This window comes from Bacillus sp. GS3m_15504, from assembly GCF_055825275.1.
Genome location: NZ_JBVVNL010000001.1, coordinates 2,077,705 through 2,098,996, shown reverse-complemented (window position 1 = coordinate 2,098,996; position 21,292 = coordinate 2,077,705). Strand labels below are relative to the sequence as shown.

26 protein-coding genes and 1 pseudogene are annotated in these 21,292 nt (G+C 31.5%); 6 read left to right on the top strand and 21 right to left on the bottom strand.

Going from position 1 to position 21,292, the window contains the following annotated elements:
- Positions 1-26: 26 nt before the first annotated feature.
- Both AC0L0O_RS11015 and AC0L0O_RS11010 read left to right on the top strand, forming a co-directional pair.
- The gene (locus AC0L0O_RS11015) at positions 27-1,112 is read left to right on the top strand and encodes a hypothetical protein (protein ID WP_000494905.1); all 1,086 of its coding nucleotides are present in this window, start codon (positions 27-29) and stop codon (positions 1,110-1,112) included.
- A gap of 118 nt (positions 1,113-1,230) precedes the next feature.
- The gene (locus AC0L0O_RS11010) at positions 1,231-1,626 is read left to right on the top strand and encodes a RidA family protein (protein WP_001169722.1); all 396 of its coding nucleotides are present in this window, start codon (positions 1,231-1,233) and stop codon (positions 1,624-1,626) included.
- Between the two features lie 721 nt (positions 1,627-2,347).
- On the opposite strand, the pseudogene AC0L0O_RS11005 reads toward AC0L0O_RS11010, so the two are convergent.
- From AC0L0O_RS11005 to AC0L0O_RS10985, 5 genes and pseudogenes are all read right to left on the bottom strand, one after another.
- Positions 2,348-3,162, bottom strand: a pseudogene (locus AC0L0O_RS11005) (YwqG family protein).
- Positions 3,163-3,240: 78 nt separating this feature from the next.
- Positions 3,241-4,866, bottom strand: a complete 1,626-nt coding sequence (locus AC0L0O_RS11000) for a DnaJ family domain-containing protein (protein ID WP_375361387.1) — start codon at positions 4,864-4,866, stop codon at positions 3,241-3,243.
- An 88-nt stretch (positions 4,867-4,954) separates the two neighbouring features.
- Positions 4,955-5,320 (bottom strand): hypothetical protein, encoded by a 366-nt coding sequence (locus AC0L0O_RS10995; protein ID WP_000432679.1) that lies wholly within the window; start codon positions 5,318-5,320, stop codon positions 4,955-4,957.
- A gap of 265 nt (positions 5,321-5,585) precedes the next feature.
- Positions 5,586-5,957 carry a YxiJ-like family protein gene (locus AC0L0O_RS10990; protein WP_000765923.1) on the bottom strand — a complete coding sequence of 124 codons (372 nt, stop codon included), beginning with the start codon at positions 5,955-5,957 and terminating at the stop codon, positions 5,586-5,588.
- Positions 5,958-5,969: 12 nt separating this feature from the next.
- Positions 5,970-6,821, bottom strand: a complete 852-nt coding sequence (locus AC0L0O_RS10985; protein WP_000789270.1) for a patatin-like phospholipase family protein — start codon at positions 6,819-6,821, stop codon at positions 5,970-5,972.
- 179 nt (positions 6,822-7,000) lie between these two features.
- Between AC0L0O_RS10985 and AC0L0O_RS10980 the strand changes: the two genes are divergently transcribed.
- Complete coding sequence (locus AC0L0O_RS10980; protein WP_000522465.1) at positions 7,001-7,378, top strand: PH domain-containing protein; 378 nt, start codon at positions 7,001-7,003, stop codon at positions 7,376-7,378.
- Positions 7,379-7,499: 121 nt separating this feature from the next.
- Here the strand turns inward: AC0L0O_RS10980 and AC0L0O_RS10975 are convergent, their stop codons facing one another.
- From AC0L0O_RS10975 to AC0L0O_RS10955, 5 genes are all read right to left on the bottom strand, one after another.
- Positions 7,500-7,973: a GNAT family N-acetyltransferase gene (locus AC0L0O_RS10975; protein WP_375361386.1), complete on the bottom strand. Its 474-nt coding sequence runs from the start codon at positions 7,971-7,973 to the stop codon at positions 7,500-7,502.
- A gap of 1 nt (position 7,974) precedes the next feature.
- A complete protein-coding gene (locus AC0L0O_RS10970; RefSeq protein ID WP_000999077.1) occupies positions 7,975-8,496 on the bottom strand; it encodes a YfiT family bacillithiol transferase in 522 nt (173 codons plus the stop codon).
- A 16-nt stretch (positions 8,497-8,512) separates the two neighbouring features.
- Positions 8,513-9,040, bottom strand: a complete 528-nt coding sequence (locus tag AC0L0O_RS10965) for a GNAT family N-acetyltransferase (protein ID WP_375361385.1) — start codon at positions 9,038-9,040, stop codon at positions 8,513-8,515.
- Positions 9,041-9,103: 63 nt separating this feature from the next.
- Complete coding sequence (locus tag AC0L0O_RS10960) at positions 9,104-10,426, bottom strand: FAD-dependent monooxygenase family protein (RefSeq protein ID WP_473785752.1); 1,323 nt, start codon at positions 10,424-10,426, stop codon at positions 9,104-9,106.
- Positions 10,427-10,508: 82 nt separating this feature from the next.
- Positions 10,509-11,288, bottom strand: coding sequence for an undecaprenyl-diphosphate phosphatase (locus AC0L0O_RS10955; RefSeq protein ID WP_001104269.1), 780 nt, complete (start codon positions 11,286-11,288; stop codon positions 10,509-10,511).
- A gap of 132 nt (positions 11,289-11,420) precedes the next feature.
- On the opposite strand from AC0L0O_RS10955, the gene AC0L0O_RS10950 reads away from it, so the two are divergent.
- Positions 11,421-11,627, top strand: a complete 207-nt coding sequence (locus tag AC0L0O_RS10950; protein WP_000265467.1) for a hypothetical protein — start codon at positions 11,421-11,423, stop codon at positions 11,625-11,627.
- Positions 11,628-11,680: 53 nt separating this feature from the next.
- Here AC0L0O_RS10950 and AC0L0O_RS10945 read toward each other — a convergent pair whose 3' ends face one another.
- The 4 genes from AC0L0O_RS10945 to AC0L0O_RS10930 all read right to left on the bottom strand — a co-directional run bounded on the left by AC0L0O_RS10945 (position 11,681) and on the right by AC0L0O_RS10930 (position 14,914).
- Positions 11,681-12,061: a nucleotide excision repair endonuclease gene (locus AC0L0O_RS10945; protein WP_001048950.1), complete on the bottom strand. Its 381-nt coding sequence runs from the start codon at positions 12,059-12,061 to the stop codon at positions 11,681-11,683.
- 77 nt (positions 12,062-12,138) lie between these two features.
- Entirely contained in the window at positions 12,139-12,702 is a 564-nt protein-coding gene (locus AC0L0O_RS10940; RefSeq protein ID WP_000282933.1) for a GNAT family N-acetyltransferase, read from the bottom strand.
- 27 nt (positions 12,703-12,729) lie between these two features.
- Complete coding sequence (locus AC0L0O_RS10935) at positions 12,730-13,302, bottom strand: hypothetical protein (protein WP_428889062.1); 573 nt, start codon at positions 13,300-13,302, stop codon at positions 12,730-12,732.
- Between the two features lie 181 nt (positions 13,303-13,483).
- Complete coding sequence (locus AC0L0O_RS10930) at positions 13,484-14,914, bottom strand: PQQ-dependent sugar dehydrogenase (RefSeq protein ID WP_375361383.1); 1,431 nt, start codon at positions 14,912-14,914, stop codon at positions 13,484-13,486.
- A gap of 137 nt (positions 14,915-15,051) precedes the next feature.
- On the opposite strand from AC0L0O_RS10930, the gene AC0L0O_RS10925 reads away from it, so the two are divergent.
- Both AC0L0O_RS10925 and AC0L0O_RS10920 read left to right on the top strand, forming a co-directional pair.
- Positions 15,052-15,309 (top strand): hypothetical protein, encoded by a 258-nt coding sequence (locus AC0L0O_RS10925; RefSeq protein ID WP_000173562.1) that lies wholly within the window; start codon positions 15,052-15,054, stop codon positions 15,307-15,309.
- Positions 15,310-15,400: 91 nt separating this feature from the next.
- Entirely contained in the window at positions 15,401-15,580 is a 180-nt protein-coding gene (locus tag AC0L0O_RS10920; protein ID WP_000026329.1) for a hypothetical protein, read from the top strand.
- A 112-nt stretch (positions 15,581-15,692) separates the two neighbouring features.
- Here AC0L0O_RS10920 and AC0L0O_RS10915 read toward each other — a convergent pair whose 3' ends face one another.
- From AC0L0O_RS10915 to AC0L0O_RS10885, 7 genes are all read right to left on the bottom strand, one after another.
- Complete coding sequence (locus AC0L0O_RS10915) at positions 15,693-16,355, bottom strand: protein kinase family protein (RefSeq protein ID WP_428889149.1); 663 nt, start codon at positions 16,353-16,355, stop codon at positions 15,693-15,695.
- A gap of 307 nt (positions 16,356-16,662) precedes the next feature.
- Positions 16,663-17,100, bottom strand: a complete 438-nt coding sequence (locus tag AC0L0O_RS10910; RefSeq protein WP_001202584.1) for an NUDIX hydrolase — start codon at positions 17,098-17,100, stop codon at positions 16,663-16,665.
- Positions 17,101-17,302: 202 nt separating this feature from the next.
- Entirely contained in the window at positions 17,303-18,418 is a 1,116-nt protein-coding gene (locus AC0L0O_RS10905) for an NAD(P)/FAD-dependent oxidoreductase (protein ID WP_000844366.1), read from the bottom strand.
- 125 nt (positions 18,419-18,543) lie between these two features.
- Entirely contained in the window at positions 18,544-19,197 is a 654-nt protein-coding gene (locus AC0L0O_RS10900; protein WP_000022235.1) for a YdeI/OmpD-associated family protein, read from the bottom strand.
- Positions 19,198-19,344: 147 nt separating this feature from the next.
- On the bottom strand, positions 19,345-20,112 hold the full coding sequence (locus tag AC0L0O_RS10895; RefSeq protein WP_000202767.1) for an arylamine N-acetyltransferase family protein: 768 nt from the start codon (positions 20,110-20,112) through the stop codon (positions 19,345-19,347).
- Between the two features lie 138 nt (positions 20,113-20,250).
- Complete coding sequence (locus AC0L0O_RS10890) at positions 20,251-20,754, bottom strand: MepB family protein (RefSeq protein WP_001058773.1); 504 nt, start codon at positions 20,752-20,754, stop codon at positions 20,251-20,253.
- 108 nt (positions 20,755-20,862) lie between these two features.
- The gene (locus AC0L0O_RS10885) at positions 20,863-21,231 is read right to left on the bottom strand and encodes a DUF4180 domain-containing protein (RefSeq protein ID WP_000403460.1); all 369 of its coding nucleotides are present in this window, start codon (positions 21,229-21,231) and stop codon (positions 20,863-20,865) included.
- Positions 21,232-21,292 lie beyond the last annotated feature (61 nt).

The following is a 21,292-nucleotide window of genomic DNA, read 5'->3' as shown; positions in this document are numbered from 1 at the left end:
TTTATTAGTAAGGGAGGGAATATGAAATGTTCACTAATAATAGTCCGGAGAATATATTACATACAGCTTATGAAGCAAAAATGATTTCGTCTGGAGATAATTCGCCATCTATAAAAATAAAAGGAACGAAACTTCAATATTTACTTGTATTGATTCATCTTGGTTTTGAGTCAAATGCTATAAAAATGATGTTAAATTGGACGAATGATGAATTTGAAAAGCGCGTTAATTTATTAGAAGCAGAGGGGCTATTGAAACAAATAGGAGGGAGGTACTATCCAACGTGTATGATTATAACAGCTTGTGAAGGAGAAAAGCTTTATAACCTTTGTGAACCTCTAATTAAACCAACACTTAAGATCTTTGAAAACTATTCAAGTCATATTGAAGATATTTCAAAAAGAATCGACACGTTTAATCATTTATCTAGAGAATCTTATAGTCTTTTATTGTATAGTGGTGTGTTATTAGATTTTGGACAAATAAATTACATTGAAGAAAACTATTTAAAAAAGAAACGACCTTTAAGAAATAAGAAACGATATTATTATGCTATTCAAGAACAAGAACTAACAGATATAGAGGCTTTCGGGATGTATGGTAATACGTATTTAGATTTAGGAGAAGTTCAAATTGGTCTTTATGGAAATTCTCGATATTCAACATTAAATTTAATAACAGCAGATAACGAAACATTTAAAGAATATTTTCAAAACAATAGTACCGATATTAATTATAAGAAAAAACAATTAGTAAAAGGTTTCGTAGCAGCAGATAGACAAAAAAACTTACATTTAAACGTAGTTTACGAAAAATTAGGCTTATATCAAAATTCACAACCTGTTATCCCTGTATTTAAATCAACAGACTTATTTATACTTAACGAAATTGCAAACACAATCAGTGAAGATTTAGTCTTATTATTCAACGAAAACGATAAACCTTTAAAACAATACTTTGCCAGCAGCAGATACTCAAAAGAAATTACTTATGAAGAGTTTTTTATCTGGTGGTATCACTTTTTCTATACAAAAGTAACTGAAGAATTAATAAAACAAGGTGTAATTATAACAAGCACCCAAAAAAATCAAACGTACATAATCCATCAATAATTTTAAATTAAAGTGCTAATATACTTTTACAAATGTAGCAGCTGAATGGTAAATAAGGGATAATCTGAATTTAAAATCTAATATAAAGAAAATAAGATATTCAAAGAGGAGAAGAGCCATGCAAAAGAAATTTATCAATCCAAAAACGATGCCACCAACTTTTGGATACTCACATGTAGTGGAAGTTAGTAACGCTAAACGAACGATTTACATATCTGGACAAGTAGCAATTAATATAGACGGTCAAATTGTTGGAATTAATGATTTAGCTACACAAACACGACAAGTATTTGAAAATATTAAAATCGCATTAGAAGCGTCAGACTTAAATTTCAATGATGTAGTAAAATTAACATTTTTCTTAACAGACATTTCTCAAATGGCCGTTGTTAGAGATATTCGAGATCAATACATTGACACTAATAATCCACCAGCAAGTTCAGCTGTCGAAGTTAGAAAGTTAATTAACGATAACTTATTAATTGAAATCGAAGCAATTGCTGTAGCAAACTAATTTTAAAAACTTATTATGAATCATATCCATGCAATTCGTTTAATGTGTTCATTTAAAACGAATTGCATTTTTATTGTCTTAAATATAATTTATATCTGGAGACATTATCATCAACAACTCATAAAACAACAACAAATAAGCACACAATTGATTACACAGAATGAATCTGATGAAAAGGGAAGCGTAACAATATAAACTAACATATAATAAGTTTATTACTTTTATCCAGTTAACATAATATATATTATAGGCAGTTATAGAAACAAAGCAATATCAGGTATCAAAACCCAAGTAAACTATACTTAATGAGACGAAACAGAGATTTTTAGTGAGATTCACATAAAATCTTATTTAAACGCATTTATACAGTTTTTTATCGTTTTTTAGTTATAAATTTATCACAGCAAATCTTAATTGATGATTGATTAAGATTTAACGAATCAAAAACATTTTTGATCAGTAATAATTTTTATGCGGAAAAATCTTTTTTACAAAATATAAATTAATAATTTTATTTTATGTTTTACTTTATAAATTTATTGCTATTTACACACGTTTTACAACTTTACAGTATTTCTTGTTATTTCTGTTATTTACGCTTGACTTTTATTATTCCTATTATTTTACACTCTAGTTAACATAACGTTTATTTTTAACATAAAAAAATCTCCCTCACCTTCAGGAAGATTTTTTAGCTTGCTAGTATTTCATTTATATCTTTTTAGTAGCAATCCCAGTTGTAAATAACATTGGAAAATTTAGATTTAACAAATCTTCTTTTTTAATAAAGAAATTAGCCACACCAGAATCTCCCCACATAATATTTAATGAGTCGTCTGTATCGATTTGCAGTAATAATATATCATGTTGTTGGTATTTTTCTTCCCATTCTCTCGGATCTGTCTGTGTGAAAAATGGATAACCACCAATTTTATGTCCGAAATCTTTACATAAATCATCATATAGTTCGCCTAATTCTGTATTATTTTCTTCATCAACAATTTCTTCCCAATCAATATCCTCACTAAACATCTTTTCAAATCGATAATCTCTAGATGTTATGGGTTGATAATCTAATTCAAATTGTAATTTTGCTGCTTCAGGTATGATAAAGTCTTCTAATTCTAAAGTGTTTAAATAACTAAAATCAGTAATTACCTTATTTAAATCTTCTATAATTGTAGAATGATAAATAATTCGAAAGTCTTTTTGGATTGTTGGGTGATCAAAATCTGCTCCATAAAGCTCATCATCAGCACTTACGAAAAACTGCAATATTCCTTTTTGGGGCATATATTCAACATGCGGAATTTCTTCAAAGTTTAACTGCGCAAGTAACATCATAGGTTGTCCATTTGAATCTTTAGGATGCTCTTGATTTATAGGTAAATACGGATAACCACCAAACTTACTCTCAAAAAGAGTTGTCTCTGCTTTCGTTCCAGCCACTTTAATATACGGTTTTACACTTTCTTCTAAAATACTACGATATTGCTCTAGTTCTTTCGGAATTTGAAGTTCATACGTATTTTTCATCACATTTGCCTCCCTTTAATAATGAATTGAAAATGCCTTACTTAATTATATAGCAAGAGATAGCTTTATTAAAAATTGTTAAAAGTCCGTTTTCACCCTCGTTTTTTGCGCACTTGGTGGACAAAGTAGGTTATGTTCTAAAACCTTTTTATTAATAGTTCGAATTAAATCCGCTGTTTCTGCAGTATTTGTATTTTCTTTTAGTTTTTCTTTTAAGTTATCAATTTCCTTTGAAAGCTCAATCCACCTAGGTAAAACATGATTATTTTTCAAAGTTCTATACAATTGTTTTTCAGGATTGTACGAAAGATCTTTATCAAGATTCAGTGGTTTCCCTTTACCAGATAAATGATCGAAAGACCCTTTCTTTTCTGCCTCTTTAACGATAGAACTAATATGATCCTCATACGTATAGGACCAAACTTTCTCATCTTTTACTAAAATCTCTTGCTTTTTTAGTTTTTTATCTAGTTCTTCTTGATTCATAGATTCTCTCTCCTTTTTATTTTTTAGTGTCGTTTTTGTAAGTTCTAATGCCCTTAATCCATCGAATAGCTTTTCTCGCCACCACACGCTATCATGTCCGCCTTGAAACTCTTCATAAGTGGTTGGGTATTTCTTTTCTTCTAAAGCTTTATATAGCCGTCTATTAGTCGTTAAAAGAGATTCGTTTTCAAGTTCACCTACTGCTATGTAAGAATTGAGATGAGTCGCATTAGAATCTATTGATGAAATTTGATTTTCAATCCAAGGAATTGTATTTTCATAATCATCCTTTTTCCAATGTACGGATCCAGACATTGACAACACATTTCCGAAAATATGTGGATTTTGAAGTGCTACATAAAAAGCGGCTAAGCCACCAAGGCTGAAACCAGCAATTGTTGTATGTTTTGCTTTTTGATACACATGATATTTAGTTTGAATCCATGGAAGTAATTCCTTCATTAAAAATGTATTCATTTTATCGTTATAAGTTAGCTCTTCTAATCGATCAACAGGATCTATAGCAACAGCAATACAAGATGGGATTTCTTTTTCGTAAATTAAATAATTAAGTGTTTTTGTGATTGAAAGGTCATTAATGAATGAATTCCCATCAAATACAATGAGAAGTTCTTGAAGATGTGAAGTGTGAGAATAATCATGAGGCGTATAAATATGAATTTTACGTGTGTTATTTAAAATCGAACTATAAAAAGAATATGTTTCAATCTTTCCGGATGGATAATGATTTGAAGGAAAACGACTGCTATACTGCACGTCCATATCTATTTTTAACACAGACGCTTTATTGGCACCTTCTCCAAATACATTTTCATTGAATGGGTCTAGTCGGTACTGTTCACTACGCTTTATCCAATCATTTTTGAAAAAATCATTTACTGTAAAATAATAAGTTGAAATAAACCTCTTATTCGTCTTAAACGTAACATACCAAATATCTGTCTGTAACAATCGTTGTAATTGATTTACAGACAGATCCCAACCAGGAAAACTACCGACTACATAAACATTTTCAGTATTTTGATCACCTAACCATATATACGTTATAAGTTTATACTGATTATCTATAGGACATTGTTCTACTAGTGGTGTATGATTTGACTTGATTTCATGCAAAAAAGTATAAAGAGCTTTTTCATTTCCATTCTTTAAGTGATTTTTAAGCTTCTCTAACTTAGGACTGATTATTGTAGTCACCTCTCTTCCTCCTTTGTAGTATTCTATATGTAGTTTTCTCATTAGAATCCCTATATAAAAGTAGTCGTAAGTTATGTGTTTAGAGAAGTTATTGATTAGAAAAATGATCAATTGCTTGAATAGAAAGTTCCAATGATTTTATTCTTCTTTCTAAAAGAGTTCTTTGAGGACTCCCGAGCTTTGACTTAACATAAATCTTTTCAATTGATGGAAGCAAACCAATTAGAACATTTCGAGCGTCTGCTAAATCCTCTTGCGTGTAATGATGGGTTTCTTGATTCCAAATACGTTCTAACATAGCTAAGCCGATACTAGCTGCTTTGAGTCTTTTTTTCACTAAAGTAGTGTTTGAGCCTTTTTGAGTCATCTGAGATAGTGCATTTTCAAGTTTACGGATTGTTGACTGTAAAGATTTAATTGATTCTACTTTATCTACATTTGATACGTTTTCCATATTAAACCTGTCCCTTCTTCATTTCTAAATTAGTTTTCTTGATATTTGATAATACCATTAAGAAATGAATTTTACTCGAAATATTTGAATTTGAGTTGGACATGAATTGAAAGGGAAACAACTAACAAACTTCTCTCTCCTCCCTCACACATATTCTATATGTACTTCTTTTTTCTCGTTAAAATACCTACATGGATAAGTTGTAAATATTGTATATTTTATGAACAAAAAACGTACAAGCAGCATCACTTGTACGTTTTAATTTTTATTCAGTAAGATAATAAAGTAATAGCTTACGGGTCTTTTCATAATTCATGAAATCTCTATATAAAATGGGATACTTCATAATCTCTGTTTCTAGAAAACAATATTGTGGAAACCATTCAAAAAACGATTTCCTTAGCCATTTTATTTGATTGAACACAATCTCCTGTTCATTGTTATTAAGTACGTAACTTAAAGTACCTGCTGTATGCATCCAATAATAATTTAAATCAGCGCTTATACAATCATCTTCTGTAAACATATTATTAAAATCTTTTCGTATTTTTCGAATGTCACAATTCGGAAACGGTTTATACAGTGGGCTATGCATTTTCTGCAATTCCTTAAAAATAATTTGTTTTCCTAACTTCAACTTTCCACCCCTTTATTTCTCTATCCAATTTAATAAGTTTTCATAATGATATTGAGCATCTGTATAACCAAGATTATATAAATTAACGAGCTTTTCTTTACTTCTTTCTATTCCGCTTATTGGAAGCTGTACGCTAGGCTGAATAATATAAAAGTTGTCTTTTTGTTTTATTTGATGCATATAAGATATCGTCTCATTATAAAAACGATAGTGTTCTACTAAAGATTGTGCGATATTCGGATATTTCCTATATAAAATTTTAGCTAGGCCTGAAAATTTATTACGTTGCTTCTCATATCCTTCTGGTTTTGTCATAATTACAACATTCTTTTCATAACCATCAGCTTGCGCTTTTAAAACCGGTATAGGATCTATAATCCCTCCATCTAGCAATTTGCGATTATCATATTCTACAACAGGCGCTATAAACGGCACTGAGCTAGATGCACGAATGATTTTTAAAATATCATTTCCATGTTCTGCTTTATTATAATAAATAGCTTGTCCTGATTCGCAATCAGTCGTCCCTATAACAAACTGTTCATTTGAGTTTAAGAAAGTTTGAAAATCAAATGGGACAATTTTATTAGGTACTTCATCAAATAAAAAGTCCATTCCAAATAATTCGCGTTTTCGAATTAAATTTCTATAAGATATATAACGGTGATCTGCAACTAACTCTGTATTTACTTTTTTATTTCTCCCTTTTTGACGTGACAAATAAGTTGCTCCCATACAAGCTCCAGCGGATACGCCAACTACATAAGGAAAGAATAAGTTCTTTTCCATAAAATATTCGAGTACGCCTGCCGTATATAAACCTTTCATTCCTCCGCCTTCTAATACTAAACCAATATTTTTCATGCTATATCCCTCTGCTTCTTTTTTCTTACTTACATATTAGCATAAGATATTAAGATGAGGTTATATAAATGAATTGCAATAATAACCAGAAACTACTAAAGTAATGTCATAATTTCTTAGTAAATAGCATGGTACAATATAAGTAACACATTCCACAAATAATGGAGGAGGAATTTCCTATGGGTTTATTTAGCGGTATTTTAGGAAATGCATCAAATGCGAGTACAGAAAGTGTAGAACGTGATTTAGAGAAGATTATGTTAGATGACGAGAAAGTAGAACATGCTTATAAATTAATTCGTGATTTAATTGTATTCACAAATCGTCGTCTTATTTTAGTGGATAAACAAGGGATATCAGGTAAAAAAACAGAATACCATTCTATCCCTTATAAAAGCATTACACAATTCAGTATTGAAACAGCTGGGCATTTTGATTTAGACGCTGAACTGAAAATTTGGGTATCTAGTTTGAGCACGCCAATTACGAAAGAATTTAAAGGTGACGATAGTGTTTTAAGCATTCAAAAAGCGTTGGTAACATATACGACGAAATAGTTGATTTTTGCATGTTTATTCATTTTAAAAATTACTAATCCGAGTATTTTGGAAGAATATACATCAAAGTTGTATATTTAATCTAAAATAACATAAAAAGGTAAAGCGTATTTTAAATGCTTTACCTTTCTTTTTTGTAATGAATAAGTGTAGTTTTATCATTTAATTTCTTTATTACTTCTGTTCTTTTATACCCCATTTTTTCGTATAGAAAACAATTTCTTTCTTCTTCTAAAATCGTAGCAAGTTCAAAACTTTGTGCTTCTGGAAACATCTCTTCAATTAAAATAAGTACCTTCTGAGCAATTCCTATCCCTTGATAGATTGGATGAATAAACATTGGACTGATCCAAAATTTATAAGGTAGTTCTTTTTGAGATATACATATCGCTCCAACAAGTCTTGAGTCTATTATCATTTTATGAAAATTACTGCTGGGATTATTTATTCTAAATATAGTTTTTTCAATAGATTCATTTGCTGGGTTTGTTTCATAGTCTTTATATTTATTTAATAAAGGGTGAAATGAGTCTATTTGCATTTGAAATAAAACTGCTGCATCACTTTCTGTTGCCTTCTCTAATATAATTTTCATGTTACCAATTTAGTCGTTTTCTTAATGAAGTTATATGAGCTGTATGATGACGTCCGTGCCATGCGTAAAGTCCTATTGCAGCAGCAAGTTTTGTTTCACCAGTCTCTGGATGGTTAAATGTCTTTTCTAGATCTTCAAGTTCTAAAGAATATAAAAGGTTAACCCATCTTTTATGTAATGACTCTAACATTACTAGTGAAACATCTACTGGTAATTTAGAATCAGGTAATTCTGCCCACTTCTCTTCTTTATATGGTTTAATCGTTGGATTCTTTTCTGTTAGTGCTAATTTAAAACGTATGTAGCTATTCATATGGCTGTCAACGACGTGATGGACTACTTGACGAACTGTCCATCCACCAACGCGATACGGTGTGTCTAACTGCTTCTGATCTAAATCTTTAATTGCCTTCGTTAATTCATTAGGTAAATCTTCAATTTCTTGAATCCATGTATCTATCATTTCTTCCGTTATAGGACGTTTGTATGTAAATTGCCCAATTGGATAACGTAAATCATTCATGAATAAGTCCCCCTTATTATAAGCGCGAAGTATTTCTCCAAATATAATGTACAAAATTCACCTGTTCTCCATTTAATTGTACAGATGTTGTATCTGCTTCGTTTTGATAAGAAGAAAATCCGCTTTTTTCTAGTACAATTTGTGATGCGAGATTATTAGAAGTTGTTTTAGCATGAACCTCATTAATTTTATTATTTTTCGCTACGCCTAAAATTAATTTTACAGCTGCTGTTGCAACTCCTTTTTTAGTAAATTTTTCTCCGACCCGATACCCTAGCGAACTAATTCGAGTTTCTGCATCTATATCTACTAAATTTATTCGTCCTACAATTTCTTTCTCTTCATTACGAATTAAATAAAAATAAGAATTCCCATCTGCCTGTTCTATTAATAAATCGTCTAGTAGTTTTTGGAAATATTCAAATTCAAAATATTCTGAGCCGCGATTTGGTACCATTGTTTCAAAAAAAGATTTATTCGTAAGTTCAAACGTAAATAAATCTTTAGTATCGTCTTTCTTTAATTGTTCTATGTATATTTTCATTTCGATTACCCCTTCTATATCTACTAACTGTTATATATTCTTTTTTAATCAACTATTTTCCTGCTATTTCTTTCGTTTCAGTAACACAGCAAGTAGTACTTTTGGATGAAATAGGTGAAATGGACTACGAATTAAATTCATCACTTTTACTAATCGAATATAAACGTCAGAATCAGTTGCAGATAGTTGATATATTTGTTTCGTATACCATAGTTGAAATTTTTGCTTTATCGTTAATTCTCTTTTTAGCTGAGGATGACGTGATATTTCCGTTGTTGTCATTTCCCAAGGGGTTTCTATTATAGTAGCTGCCTTTTTATAAAATTGTTGTGTAAATGTTTTATCAAGTTGTTTTCTACCTTGCAGAAGTAATTGCAACTGGCGAGCTTCCATAGCAGCAACGGAAACACCTTGACCGAAAACACGATCAAAACGACAATGTGCATCTCCAACGACTAATAATCCTTCTGGCATATTTGTAGTGAGATCAAATCTCCGACGTACTTGATAAGGAATGTTATACGTTTTGATATCTGAAATTGCCACAGCTTTGTTAAGGAAATCTGTAACATTAGAAATTGATAGATTTTCAGCAAAATCATAAAACTCATCATCTGTTTGTGGTGCTTTCTCATTTGCGTATCCACTGAAAGTAACAAAATAACGATTATCTTCTATCGTTTGAATAAGAACGCCATAAGGATTATCAGGGAAACTTGGAGACATTAGCATATTACAGCAGTCTAACTCCTCATTTTCTTCAAGTTTGAACATTTTCGTTGCGTAAAATAAATTAATACGAACTTTCTCTTCTTGTACTTCAATTTCGCATTCTCGTAACCACTCTATACTTTTTGAACTAAATCCACTTGCATCAACTATAAGATCTGCATGAACTTCTTCTTGTGCGTCTGTCTCTAAATATTTAACTTTTACTCCACACACTTTGTTAAGCTTTTCATCTACCAATAACCCTTTAACCAATGTTTTATATTTAATAGTAATATTTGAAATTTGATGTATTCGTTTTTGGATATTCCATTCTAGCAAAGGACGACTTTGTTGAATCATATGTACTTCCCCTATGAATGGCTGTTTCCATAAACCAAATTGATGCCATTTTAAATCACGAGTAAAGTTATTTACGATACTACCTGCTTCTATTAATTCATTCGTAATATTAGGAAACAATTCTTCAATTGCGTTTTCTCCACCTTTTAATAACACATGAGGATGATTACTTTGTGGAACTCTTTTTCTCGAAGACTTTCCATCCCATCTTTCACCAGCTTCTATAATGATTACTTCTTTAAAAGAAGTTGATAGAGCTTTTGCTGCGAGTTTTCCTGCCATACTTCCGCCAATAACGATAGCCTTATTAAACATATTTTCCCCCTTCATAAAAAGAGATCCTGCCTTGTATGAATGAAACAGGATCTTAAACGAATTAACTTCTTTATCATTATACTTAAAATACATCAGTAAATTGCAACGTTAAAATTAAAATACCTAATCCCCATACGTAATACGCGAATACTTTTAAGGAGTGACGTTTTAAATATTGAATCATCCATGAAACGGCTATGTAACCGAAAAATGCAGCTGATAACGTTCCGACAATTAAAGATGTACTAGAAATAGATTCTGCTTTCCCTTGAAAAACATCTACAAATTGCAAAATGATTGCTCCGACAATGGCTGGAGTTGATAATAAAAAAGAAAAGTAAGCCGCAGTTTCGCGGTCTAACTTCCTCCATAATGCAGCGACGATTGTCATACCAGAACGAGAAATTGCCGGAAAAATAGCTGCCGCTTGAAATGAACCGATGATAAATGCGTCTTTATATGTAATGTCGTCCATTTTTTTACGACCATTCTTTTGTTTATCTGCCATGTAGAGAAAGAATCCTGTCACTAAAAACTCCCAACCAATCGTAATACCTGTTTTTGAAATATCCTCAAAAAAGTCTTTAAATAACAACCCGATTACAACTGCGGGTATCGTCCCAACAATAAGTAATAACATCAGCTTTGAAAACGGATTTTTGATTAAATATATAAATTCTTTTTTGTAATAAATAAACACCGCAAGTAAAGTCCCAATATGTAGCATCGTATCTAAAAACAATCCTGCTTCATCTAATTGAAACAAATGCCTTCCTAAATAAAGATGACCTGTACTACTTATCGGTAAAAACTCTGTTAAACCTTGTATGATCCCTAATATAAAAGCTTCTAACCAATTCATGATGGTCCCCTTTCTTGTTTGCTTGTACCAATATATGAAGGTTAAATTTTCGATATGAAAAAAACTATATTTCTCTATGAATTTACTTTCAATTCATGGATATATATGTAAAAAGGGATGAGGAGGCTTACTATGTGGAAACATACAAAATTCGGCAATGTATTACTGTGGATAGGACCTATCCTTGTATTTGTAGGGTTATGTATGACGAATGTTATTTCTGATATTCCTTTCTTTTTTGGAAAACATAAAACAATTGGAATTGTACTTATATGTATAGGTGTAGTTTGTTTTATTGCTGCTAATCATTTAAAAAAAGGAGGCAAATATGAGGACTAAATCTAAATAAAAAAACAATCCCAGTATATATGCTAGGATTGTTTTTTTATTGCTTATTTATAGAATACTTTCTCAACGTTATATTTTGCTTTGTATTCGTTAATGATATATGTTTCGTAAATTTCTCTTTCTGTTGGATCTTCTACGATACATGCATCAATGCGGTATACTTCATCACGGTGATTTTTAATTGGTGAAACATTGTCTTCGAAATGCTTCTTAATACGTTGTCTAATTTTACGAGCTTTACCTACGAAAAGTAGTTCGTCATTAATATTGTAAAACATAAAAATGCCGCCTTTATCTCTAGGGAACAAGTGGAAGTCGATAAAACCATTGATTGGCGTAATTCTTGGCTCGTCTCCTCTAATAACTTGTTTACGTTCAGTAATTGTAACATCAACTTCAGGGATACTAATTTTAATCAAGTTCATTCACGTCCTCTTTTATTATAAAGATAAATAATAGCATACATATGTAAGAAAAGCTACGTTCAAAGCCATATTTCATTTTATAATTCAAATATTATAGGTGTATCATATAAACTCTTCTTCCAAATCATATGATCACTTGATTCTCCCCAATAATCCTTTAGTACATAACTAGGCTCTCCAAACTTCTTGGTCCATATACTTTGCGCTTTTTTGTAGCCACTATCTAAACAGTATTCTGTTATTCCTCTGCTAAGTAACGTAAGAAACATTGTATGTAGTAGGAAACTCCCGATACCCTTTTTTTGATACTCCGGCAGTATAAAAACAGTTCCTATTTCATACAAATCCTTAAGTACACCGCCTGTACAACTATTAATCAATGTACTTGCTGGACCAACTTCGATTGTACCAATGATTTTATCGTTATTTGTATCTATTGCTAATAAAAAGTAACGTTTTTCTCCATTACTATCAAAATCATTTTTTAAATATTGCTTTTTCGTGTTAATTTCATTCTCTATGTCATCCGATAATTGTGATAAACCTTCGTCTTTAAAGGTATTCGTAATAACTATACGAAAAAATGAGTGAAGTTCCTCTAAATCATCCGAATTTGGTCTCCTAATTTCAACGTTATACATGTTTTAAATCTCCATTCTATGCAATTGTTAAAACAATACTTTATATAACCTATTCAACAATATTCTACAAAGCCCTGCATAGATCCAGCAGTATAGAAAGCTCAGTATAAATATTGATAAAATAATTTTTATATCCATAATTGTATGAATAGTAGGACCAAGTACGGGAAAGCGAAAAATATCTAGAACAATCGTAATTCCTATAAGTAGACAAATCGCAGAAAAAGAAATTACCCAAATTCTCCTCTTGAATTGTATAAAGGAAAGCCCTAAGGCTATACCTAATAAGCCTGTAGTAAAGGGAAAAACAATTAGTTCACTTGGCTCAATAATAAATAATAGGAGGATAGTAAGAAGATAAGAAAGTACTCCCTCACGAATAGAGTAGCAAATAGCCAAAAAAATTGGTAACGTCGCAAAAGGGCTAATAAATAACCCTATACCAGGAATTAAGTTACCTGCTGCTTGAAACATGGTGGCCAAAGCACTCATTAAAGCTGTAATGACTACTTTATTTGCTAGGGATAATTTTCTTTTATGAACAAAGTCCCCATTATTCTCTATCATAAGTTGACACCAATAACGTACAAATCGATTCATCAAAATACCCCCTAAAGATATCTCATTCATCACTTTCTATCTTATTCATACACTAGTGGTTTATGAGCTGCTTTCTACCTGTACAATAGAAGTTTATACATAGAAGGCTTTAGGGGGACAAATCGTGCGTTTTGAAACAAATTGAACTCCTTATATTATTAAACTAGGAGTGTATATCGTATTAAGGGATAATTTCAAAAATGGTACCTTTGTTAAAATCAGTTACTTTCATAGAACCGTAAACTCCTAAATATAGCCTAGTTTGATCCAAATTTGTTCCTAAACTCATATAATAAGCTGCTTGCGTACCAAAATCATAATCAGTTTCAATAACATGAAAATCAGTATGTTTACCATCTGTACCTGCTCTAGTATATGCTAATACACCTTTAACTGGCGGCCGAGACTCTTCTTTTCTAGCAAGGTCGGTAAACACAACGCTACCATTTAAATTCGGGATTGCAGTTCCCATATATGACTGAACTCCTGTTAGAGAAGTCCCGCCAAACTTATCTGGTCTCGGGTCTTTATGAAAATAACTAATGAGTGGCTGAATTCGCTTCGTTGATGTTTCTATTGTTTCATTATAATAAGTCATTGTTCTTTCGTCTAAAGTAGGATTCTCTGTACAGTGCCTTATAAAAGAAGTAGGTAATTCTCCTTCCCATCCTCTCCAACCAAAATTAATAAATCTATCTTGATTGGGGGTGAGTCTCATTACATGCATTTGAACAAGTTCGGTAACCGGTATTGGTTTATATTGAACAAATGAAAAAATAGACTCTACAATATCTTGCCCGACATTACCGGCGTATTTGATATATTGATTATAAAATCTTTGGAATGAAATACCGGTTATATTACGAACACCTTTCGCAATTAATGTAAGTGTTTCTTGTATAGATAGAGGAAGTTCATTAAAGCGTGTAACGACTGGAGGATTATTTATGAATGTATTTTTACTTACATCGATTTCAATAATTTTACCTGCTATTTCTAAATCATCTTGGCTTAAATTGAACGGATCATAACCCGAGCCACCATCTCCATTTGTAAAAACAAGTTTCCCCGTCTCTGGAGAAAAGTTTAAAGTATTTACTCCATTATGATTAAAAAATGGGCGTTTTATATTAAGTAATGTTCTACGTTTTTGAGGGTGACCGTTTGATTGTAAAATCCATTCTTCAATTGTATCGATATGATCATATTGCGTATCTCTATTTAGCCATTTTAAATTTAAAGTTTTCGGGTCACAAGGATTCGGTTTAAATTGTTCAGAAAGTGCACCTGGTCCTTGGGTTCCAGCGACGGAATAATGAAGATAAAATAAACCGTTTTGATAAAATTGTGGATGAAATGCTAGTCCAAGCAATCCTCGTTCATCATAACCACTACTAGAAACGCCTTCTTCAGATGTACCTAAATTTATAATTTGTTGACGAATATTTAAAAATGTTTTTATGACGCCATCTCCTATGTAGAAAACCTCTCCTAATTGCGTTGCGATAAATAGCCTTTCAGCCGATTCACCTGGAAGAATTGCTGTTTTTATTACTGTGGGTAAATTTATGTTATGAACAATGGGTCGTAAACGAACTTTAACTTTTGTCAATTAACTTTACACCCCTTTATATTCTTTTTAATAGAAGAATATGATTAGAGTAATCTTATTAGTATCAAATAAGTCGCATTCCTTTTTATTACAATTTTGTATATAATATAATTATAAATAAATTAGGGGGCTACCTTATGACACTATTACTACAAATCATCTTACCACTTATAGTTGCACTATATTTATTTACCCTCTATCGTAATACAGCTATTGGAAAAGCCGCTTTTCTTTTAGCAATCATTATTGGAATTTATGGATTAGAGAACATTTTTCAACATGCTCATCTAACAGATCATGTTATTTATCCATATTGGGGCAGTTTAAAGGCAGTTATTATTGTTTTATCAGTCGTATTTCTATTTAAAAAAGGTGGTTTAACAGGAGAAAACTGATTTGTAATACTGTACATATTTTCTAGTTAAATTGCTTTCATTTTACAAAAGAAAATATGTTTATGTAAAAACAAAAAGGAAGGTGTTACATATGTCCATAAATATTATCTCGATAGTATCTATAATAATTTGGATTGTGTTAATTACAGAACTAATAAAACCTTCAAAAGAACAAAGTGGACGAAAAATAGTAATGTTATTAACTGCTGGTTGCGCATCAACATTTATTTTAACAGTTTCATTTATTCAAAATATCTCGTTTTGGAATTGATAGTGATATAACTAATAAAAATATGTATACATAAAAAAGATTAGGACCGTACATATCTAATATGTATGGTCCTTTCGTTTGCTATTGGTTCAGTTATTAGTATGTAATCCTTTTACAATTTGAATTTCTTTTTAAGCTTCTTATATTTTCTATACGAACGTCTAACAATGTTTAACATAAAATACGGTATTTTAACAGGGAAAGGAAAGTTATAAATGAAAGGCAAATAAAATGTAAAATATGCCTTTTCTAAATCTTTCCACTTACTATCTTCTTTTGTTTTTAAGAAATCAGATACATCGACTACATATCCCCTTCCTTTTTCCATCATCACATTTTTCCCGTGAACATCACAGGGGATTAATCCTTGTTCTCTTGCATACTCTAAAGCTTTATTGATATCAAGGATCACCTGCTTAGGAATTTTAATCCCTTTATGAACAGCATCGTATAAGGTAATTTCTTTTAAACGTTTCAATACTATGAAATTTTCCCCTTTATAAATAAGCTTTGAATAAGAAGGATGATTTCCGATTCTGCGGTATACTTCTGACTCTTTTTCAATTCCTTCTCCTTCTCGTGCATAAACTTTCACTACCCAATCTTTGTATTCTTTGTGCATGAATACTGCGGCATAATTACCTTTCCCTAAACACTTCCAAAGTCTAGGAATATCTTTAACTACTACAGGCTCGGATTCATCCTCGCTTCTTATGCTTACCTCTTTTAATAATTCATTCTTTATCAATCCCACAAAACAATTTATACTCATCATTTCCACTCCGGTTTTGCTAAAAGTGGGCCTGCCCACATTTTAACGAAAATATACACTAAGCGAATTTTAGCATAAAACGGGTCATCTTTCTTCTTAAAATAAAAAATGACTCGTTCTATTTGAACTGTTGAATACTTAATATGTATTCGGTTATTCATAGTCAACAACCGTGCAACATAAAAATATTTCTAACTATTTTCATTTTTCCAGAGGCAACTGTATAGAAAAAAACTTGCTATATATGAAGAATAGCAAGTTTTTTAATTGTTCAATTCTTGTTCCACTAACGTCTTGGCTAATACTTTTACTATTTTAATAGTCTTTTATTTAATTCCCACAATGCTGTTTTGTTGCTATCCCATTTCAAAAACTTTACTGCCTCCTCAAAGCATAACCATTTATAATGTAAGTGTTCTTTAGATAATGAGATGTGTTTGTTAGGTACTTTAACTCCAAAAGAAAATTCTTTTATTACATAAACTTCATCTCCCCAAAGGAATCCTCCAACTACATCCTCTACTGGTAGTGAAGACACAGAATCTAATTGTATATATGGACATTCTCTTGTAATACCAGCTTCTTCAAACGCTTCCCGTTTTGCTGATTCAATAGGAATCTCACCATCTTCTCCACCACCAGCTATCCCTTGCCAATAACCATAATCACTTCGGTTGAAAATCGCATATTGAATAGAATCTTCAATTTTTATATAAGGAAATATCAATACTTGATATGGTGCTCTCATTACTTAACCTCCTCTCAAAAAAAGCTTTAAATAAATAGAAATAAAGAGCAAACATCACAATTCTACATTAATAATGCAAGTTTATGGTGTCGGCTCTTTATTTTTAAAGAATTTTATTTTTCATAAACAGTCTTACTCTTAACGGAGAAAAAACTGCTTATTTCCTTCGAATTTGCTTAGCGTGTTTTTTTCATACCCGATATTATTCAATTGCGCCTGCAACGTCATAATCATTTAAATCTAACTCAATTGGTTGTCCTAGCGCTAATTTAGCAAGTTCTGAACCTAAATATGGACCTGCAGTTAAACCTGAAGCACCTAATCCGTTCGCAACGAGAATGCCCTCAAAGTTAGGAAGTGGTCCAATAACAGGTAAGAATCCTGGCGTGAATGGTCTGAATCCAACTCTTGTTTCAAGCATGGTAGCATTTTCTAAGCCAGGTGCAACTGTTAATGCTTTATGGAATACTTCATGTAAACCACCAGCCGTAACACGATGATCGAAGCCAGTTTCATTTTCATGGGTAGCACCAATTACGACATGGCCATTATCAAATGTTAAAATGTATTGATCATTTGGCGGCATAACAACTGGCATATTTTCTGTTGCTGTATTTTCCATTTGCAGGTGAACAATTTGTCCTTTTTGGAACGTAACTAAAAAATTAATTCCTAATGGGTTTAAGATTTCGTTCGCCCATGCACCTGCCGTTACAATAACCTTTTCTGCTAAAATTGTTTCATCGTTTACTTTAACACCCGTAATATGATTACCTTCACGGACTAATACTGCATCGCCTTTTATAAAAGTTGCACCATGTTTTTTCGCAGCGCTTATTAATGCGTTGCGTAATAATCTTCCATTTACTCGTGCAGCACCACTAATATGAACACAACTATATTCTTCTGATAATGCTGGGAATAATTTTTTCGTTTCTTCAGCTGATAAACGCGTAATTTCACCAATCTCTGGTGCATCTTCACGACGCTTGTAAGCTCGCTCTTCCATTTGATCTAGTTTTTTCTCATCAATATGTAAACTAATTGCACCTACACGGTTATAACCTGTATCCGTTTCACCGTCTTCTTCTAATTGCTGAATTAACGAAGAATAGTAACGGGCACCGCCTTTAACGATTTTATACCATGCTTTATTACGACGTTGCGAAAGCCATGGACAGACAATACCTGCTGCTGCATCTGTTGCTTGACCTACTTGTTGACGATCCACGATAGTAACGTTTGCGCCAGCTTTAGCAAGATGGTAAGCAGTAGACGCTCCTAAAATACCAGCTCCAACTACAATATACGATTTCATTTCAAACACCTTTTCTCTTTTGCTAATTATTTAAATATAAGAACATACTTTAGTATACTGAAAGGAATCCTTTTTACAATGTGCCAAGCTCAATTAATTGTTGCATCATTGTGAATTACCTAGTTTTACTTTTTCTTTTTACGAAATAATTCAATTGTTTTATATCCTTGTGAAAGAACTTCGATCATTTTCTCAAGACGTTTTTCACGTGTTTTTTCTTGTTTTACAGAAAATAAATTACGTGCCCAATCTTTTTGATATCCAGGTGTTAAACTTTGATAAAACTTAAGTTCATTTGGATGATTTGCTAGCAATGCTTCGACATCTTGAATTCGATCTGCATAATCAGCTACACATTGGCTCATTGCAGGCGTTTTCGTCACTTTTTTCTTCTCGCGCTTTAAACCTACAACGGTAAAGATGTCATCCATACTTACCATTCGAGCAAATTTAATTTCGCTTTCGCCCACATATCCATCTTCTCCAACGTTTAATGCTGGAAACATCTCATCACGGTGAATAAAAGTACTGTAGCGAGAATTACCCTTTTTCGGATATGCGAAGAATATGTATCCTTTTTCAATTAGTAATTCTTCATTACTAATAATAAAATTTGTTTGTTTCACCATTTCATCTAGTGTTTCTACAAAAATAAAAATAGCATCGTGTTCTTTTGAAAATACAGTTTCTTTTCCTGTAAAAACTTCGTAATCACTTGGCTCATTAATAACAACCATATTCGTATACTTATTAAGTTTCAATTTATCGATAATTGACATGAAGATCTTCCTTTACATTCAAAATTCATTGTTATACTTTTTCATACTGTTCTAGTGTATTATATCTATTAAGAAAATCAAACTTTAATAATTGTTTTAAATTAAAATAACCGATTCTTCATAAGAACCGGCTAGCTATTTGTTTTATCATAACTCAATAGCAAATAAAGTATATAAAAGCTCTTTATATTGATCTTCTGTAATTTCACGTTTCGCTTTTTTACCATGAATCATTTCAGTTAAACTAGTATTTGTTAAAGAGACATGGCCAGAATTCGTCAATTTGACTGCAATTGGTCCTTTATTGAAAATAGATTTCTCATCTTCTACTACTCTTTTTTGAACATCATTCACTACTACCTCATCAATGATACGATTATAAAAAGCGTGACATACTTTCCACTCACCGTTCGTATCTTTTCTTTCTAGAACGTAATTCCCTTTACTCGTATCTTTTTGTCTCACTCGATACGTACCATTTTTAGAAGAAACAGACTCACCAGTAAAAGGTACAGGGACTAGAGGTACTAGTGAAGCAATACCTACATCAATTACGTATCGTACTTTATCATAATTTAGAATAATCGTTATATGTCCATTCTCAAGTGCCCATGCGTTTATATCATTTTTATATACGGTACCTAATGCGAGTTGTACATCATAACCACAATCTTTTAAAAAGTAATAAAAAAGCGTATTTAATTCATAACAAAGTCCGCCGCGGGATCTACTTAAAATTTTATTCTGTAAATTTTCCATAGTAATTGTATTCGTGTTGCTTGCTATAACATCTAAATTCTCAAATGGTATAGTGTGTGCAAATGCAAAGAGAATTGTATTTAATTCTTCAAACTTTACCTCAGTACGCTTTGCAAGATTCAATCTTGTAAACAGCTTATGTTGTAGACTTGTCATAGTTAGCACCCCTTAAAATATATAAGTTAAAATAGTATATGCTGATTGTAAATTCGATGGGGTACTAAAACAATGTACATTTCATTTAACTGTACCGGTACAAAAAGTAAAACTCGCAAGATTACTTAAGATAAGAAGCTACGAATACAAATGTAATAGTTTGTCTATAGGTAAATTATTATGATCGCTTAAATCAACAAAATACTGAAGCTGCCACATTTGGCTCTTTTTAGCTTGGTTGCTAACAGGGGTATCCCAGATCGGATAAATCCTCATGGCCATCTTGCCTTTTTGATTTTGTGTTCTCAAGATTTTTTCTTTAAGAAGAATATCTTTAGGGAAAATAAATTGTCCTAGTTTGTTATCATCTATACAAGTAATAATTAATAAGTCAGGAGCAGCGTCATAAGAGAATGCTTGATTTTGCATATCGTCATCTTTCTCCCAAAAAGAAACAAATTGACCAATTTTATTAGGAGTAATTTTTGATTTTCTAAAACGAATGGTTTTGTTATTTAAGTGAAATAAACATCCTGCATATTCTGCGTTTTGCTTTTCTTCTTTTAGATTCGTAATTATTAAATTGTTAGGTTTGTAAACTATATTGTTTAAATGTCGGATTGTATCATTAAAATTGTTCAAGAAAACTCCCCCTTTATTCATTTCTTAGTTTACCACAAACGTCAGTTCTTCTATATCGTATATAATCATGAACTAAGTGAAATCGGGGGATTTAGCAGGATATAATTATTACTTTAATGTACTTAGTTTTTCAATTGCTTGTTGTTCAGTTGCTAAGTAAAAAATATCTTTACCTTTATTACATTCATAAATAAAATCCTTTAAGCTTTTACTAGTATACATAGAGAAATCTCCAACAATAGCAAATTTCACCTTGTAGTTTATAAACTTTTGAAGGATATCGCCCGCAAGACGTGTTTTTAGATCAAAGAAATCTTCACTTATTAAAGATTTATGGATAATAATATGCTTCGCATCTACCTCATATTGAACAGTTGCCATAGTATCTAATGCAGATTGAACATCGGATATTAATACCTTATCATTTCTAATGACCGCAATATTGATTCCATCGATTACTACTTTCTTTATTTCCATAGTCTCACCCCTTTATAATTTACACAGTATAAGTAAAATTGTTTTACAAAACTTCGTATTA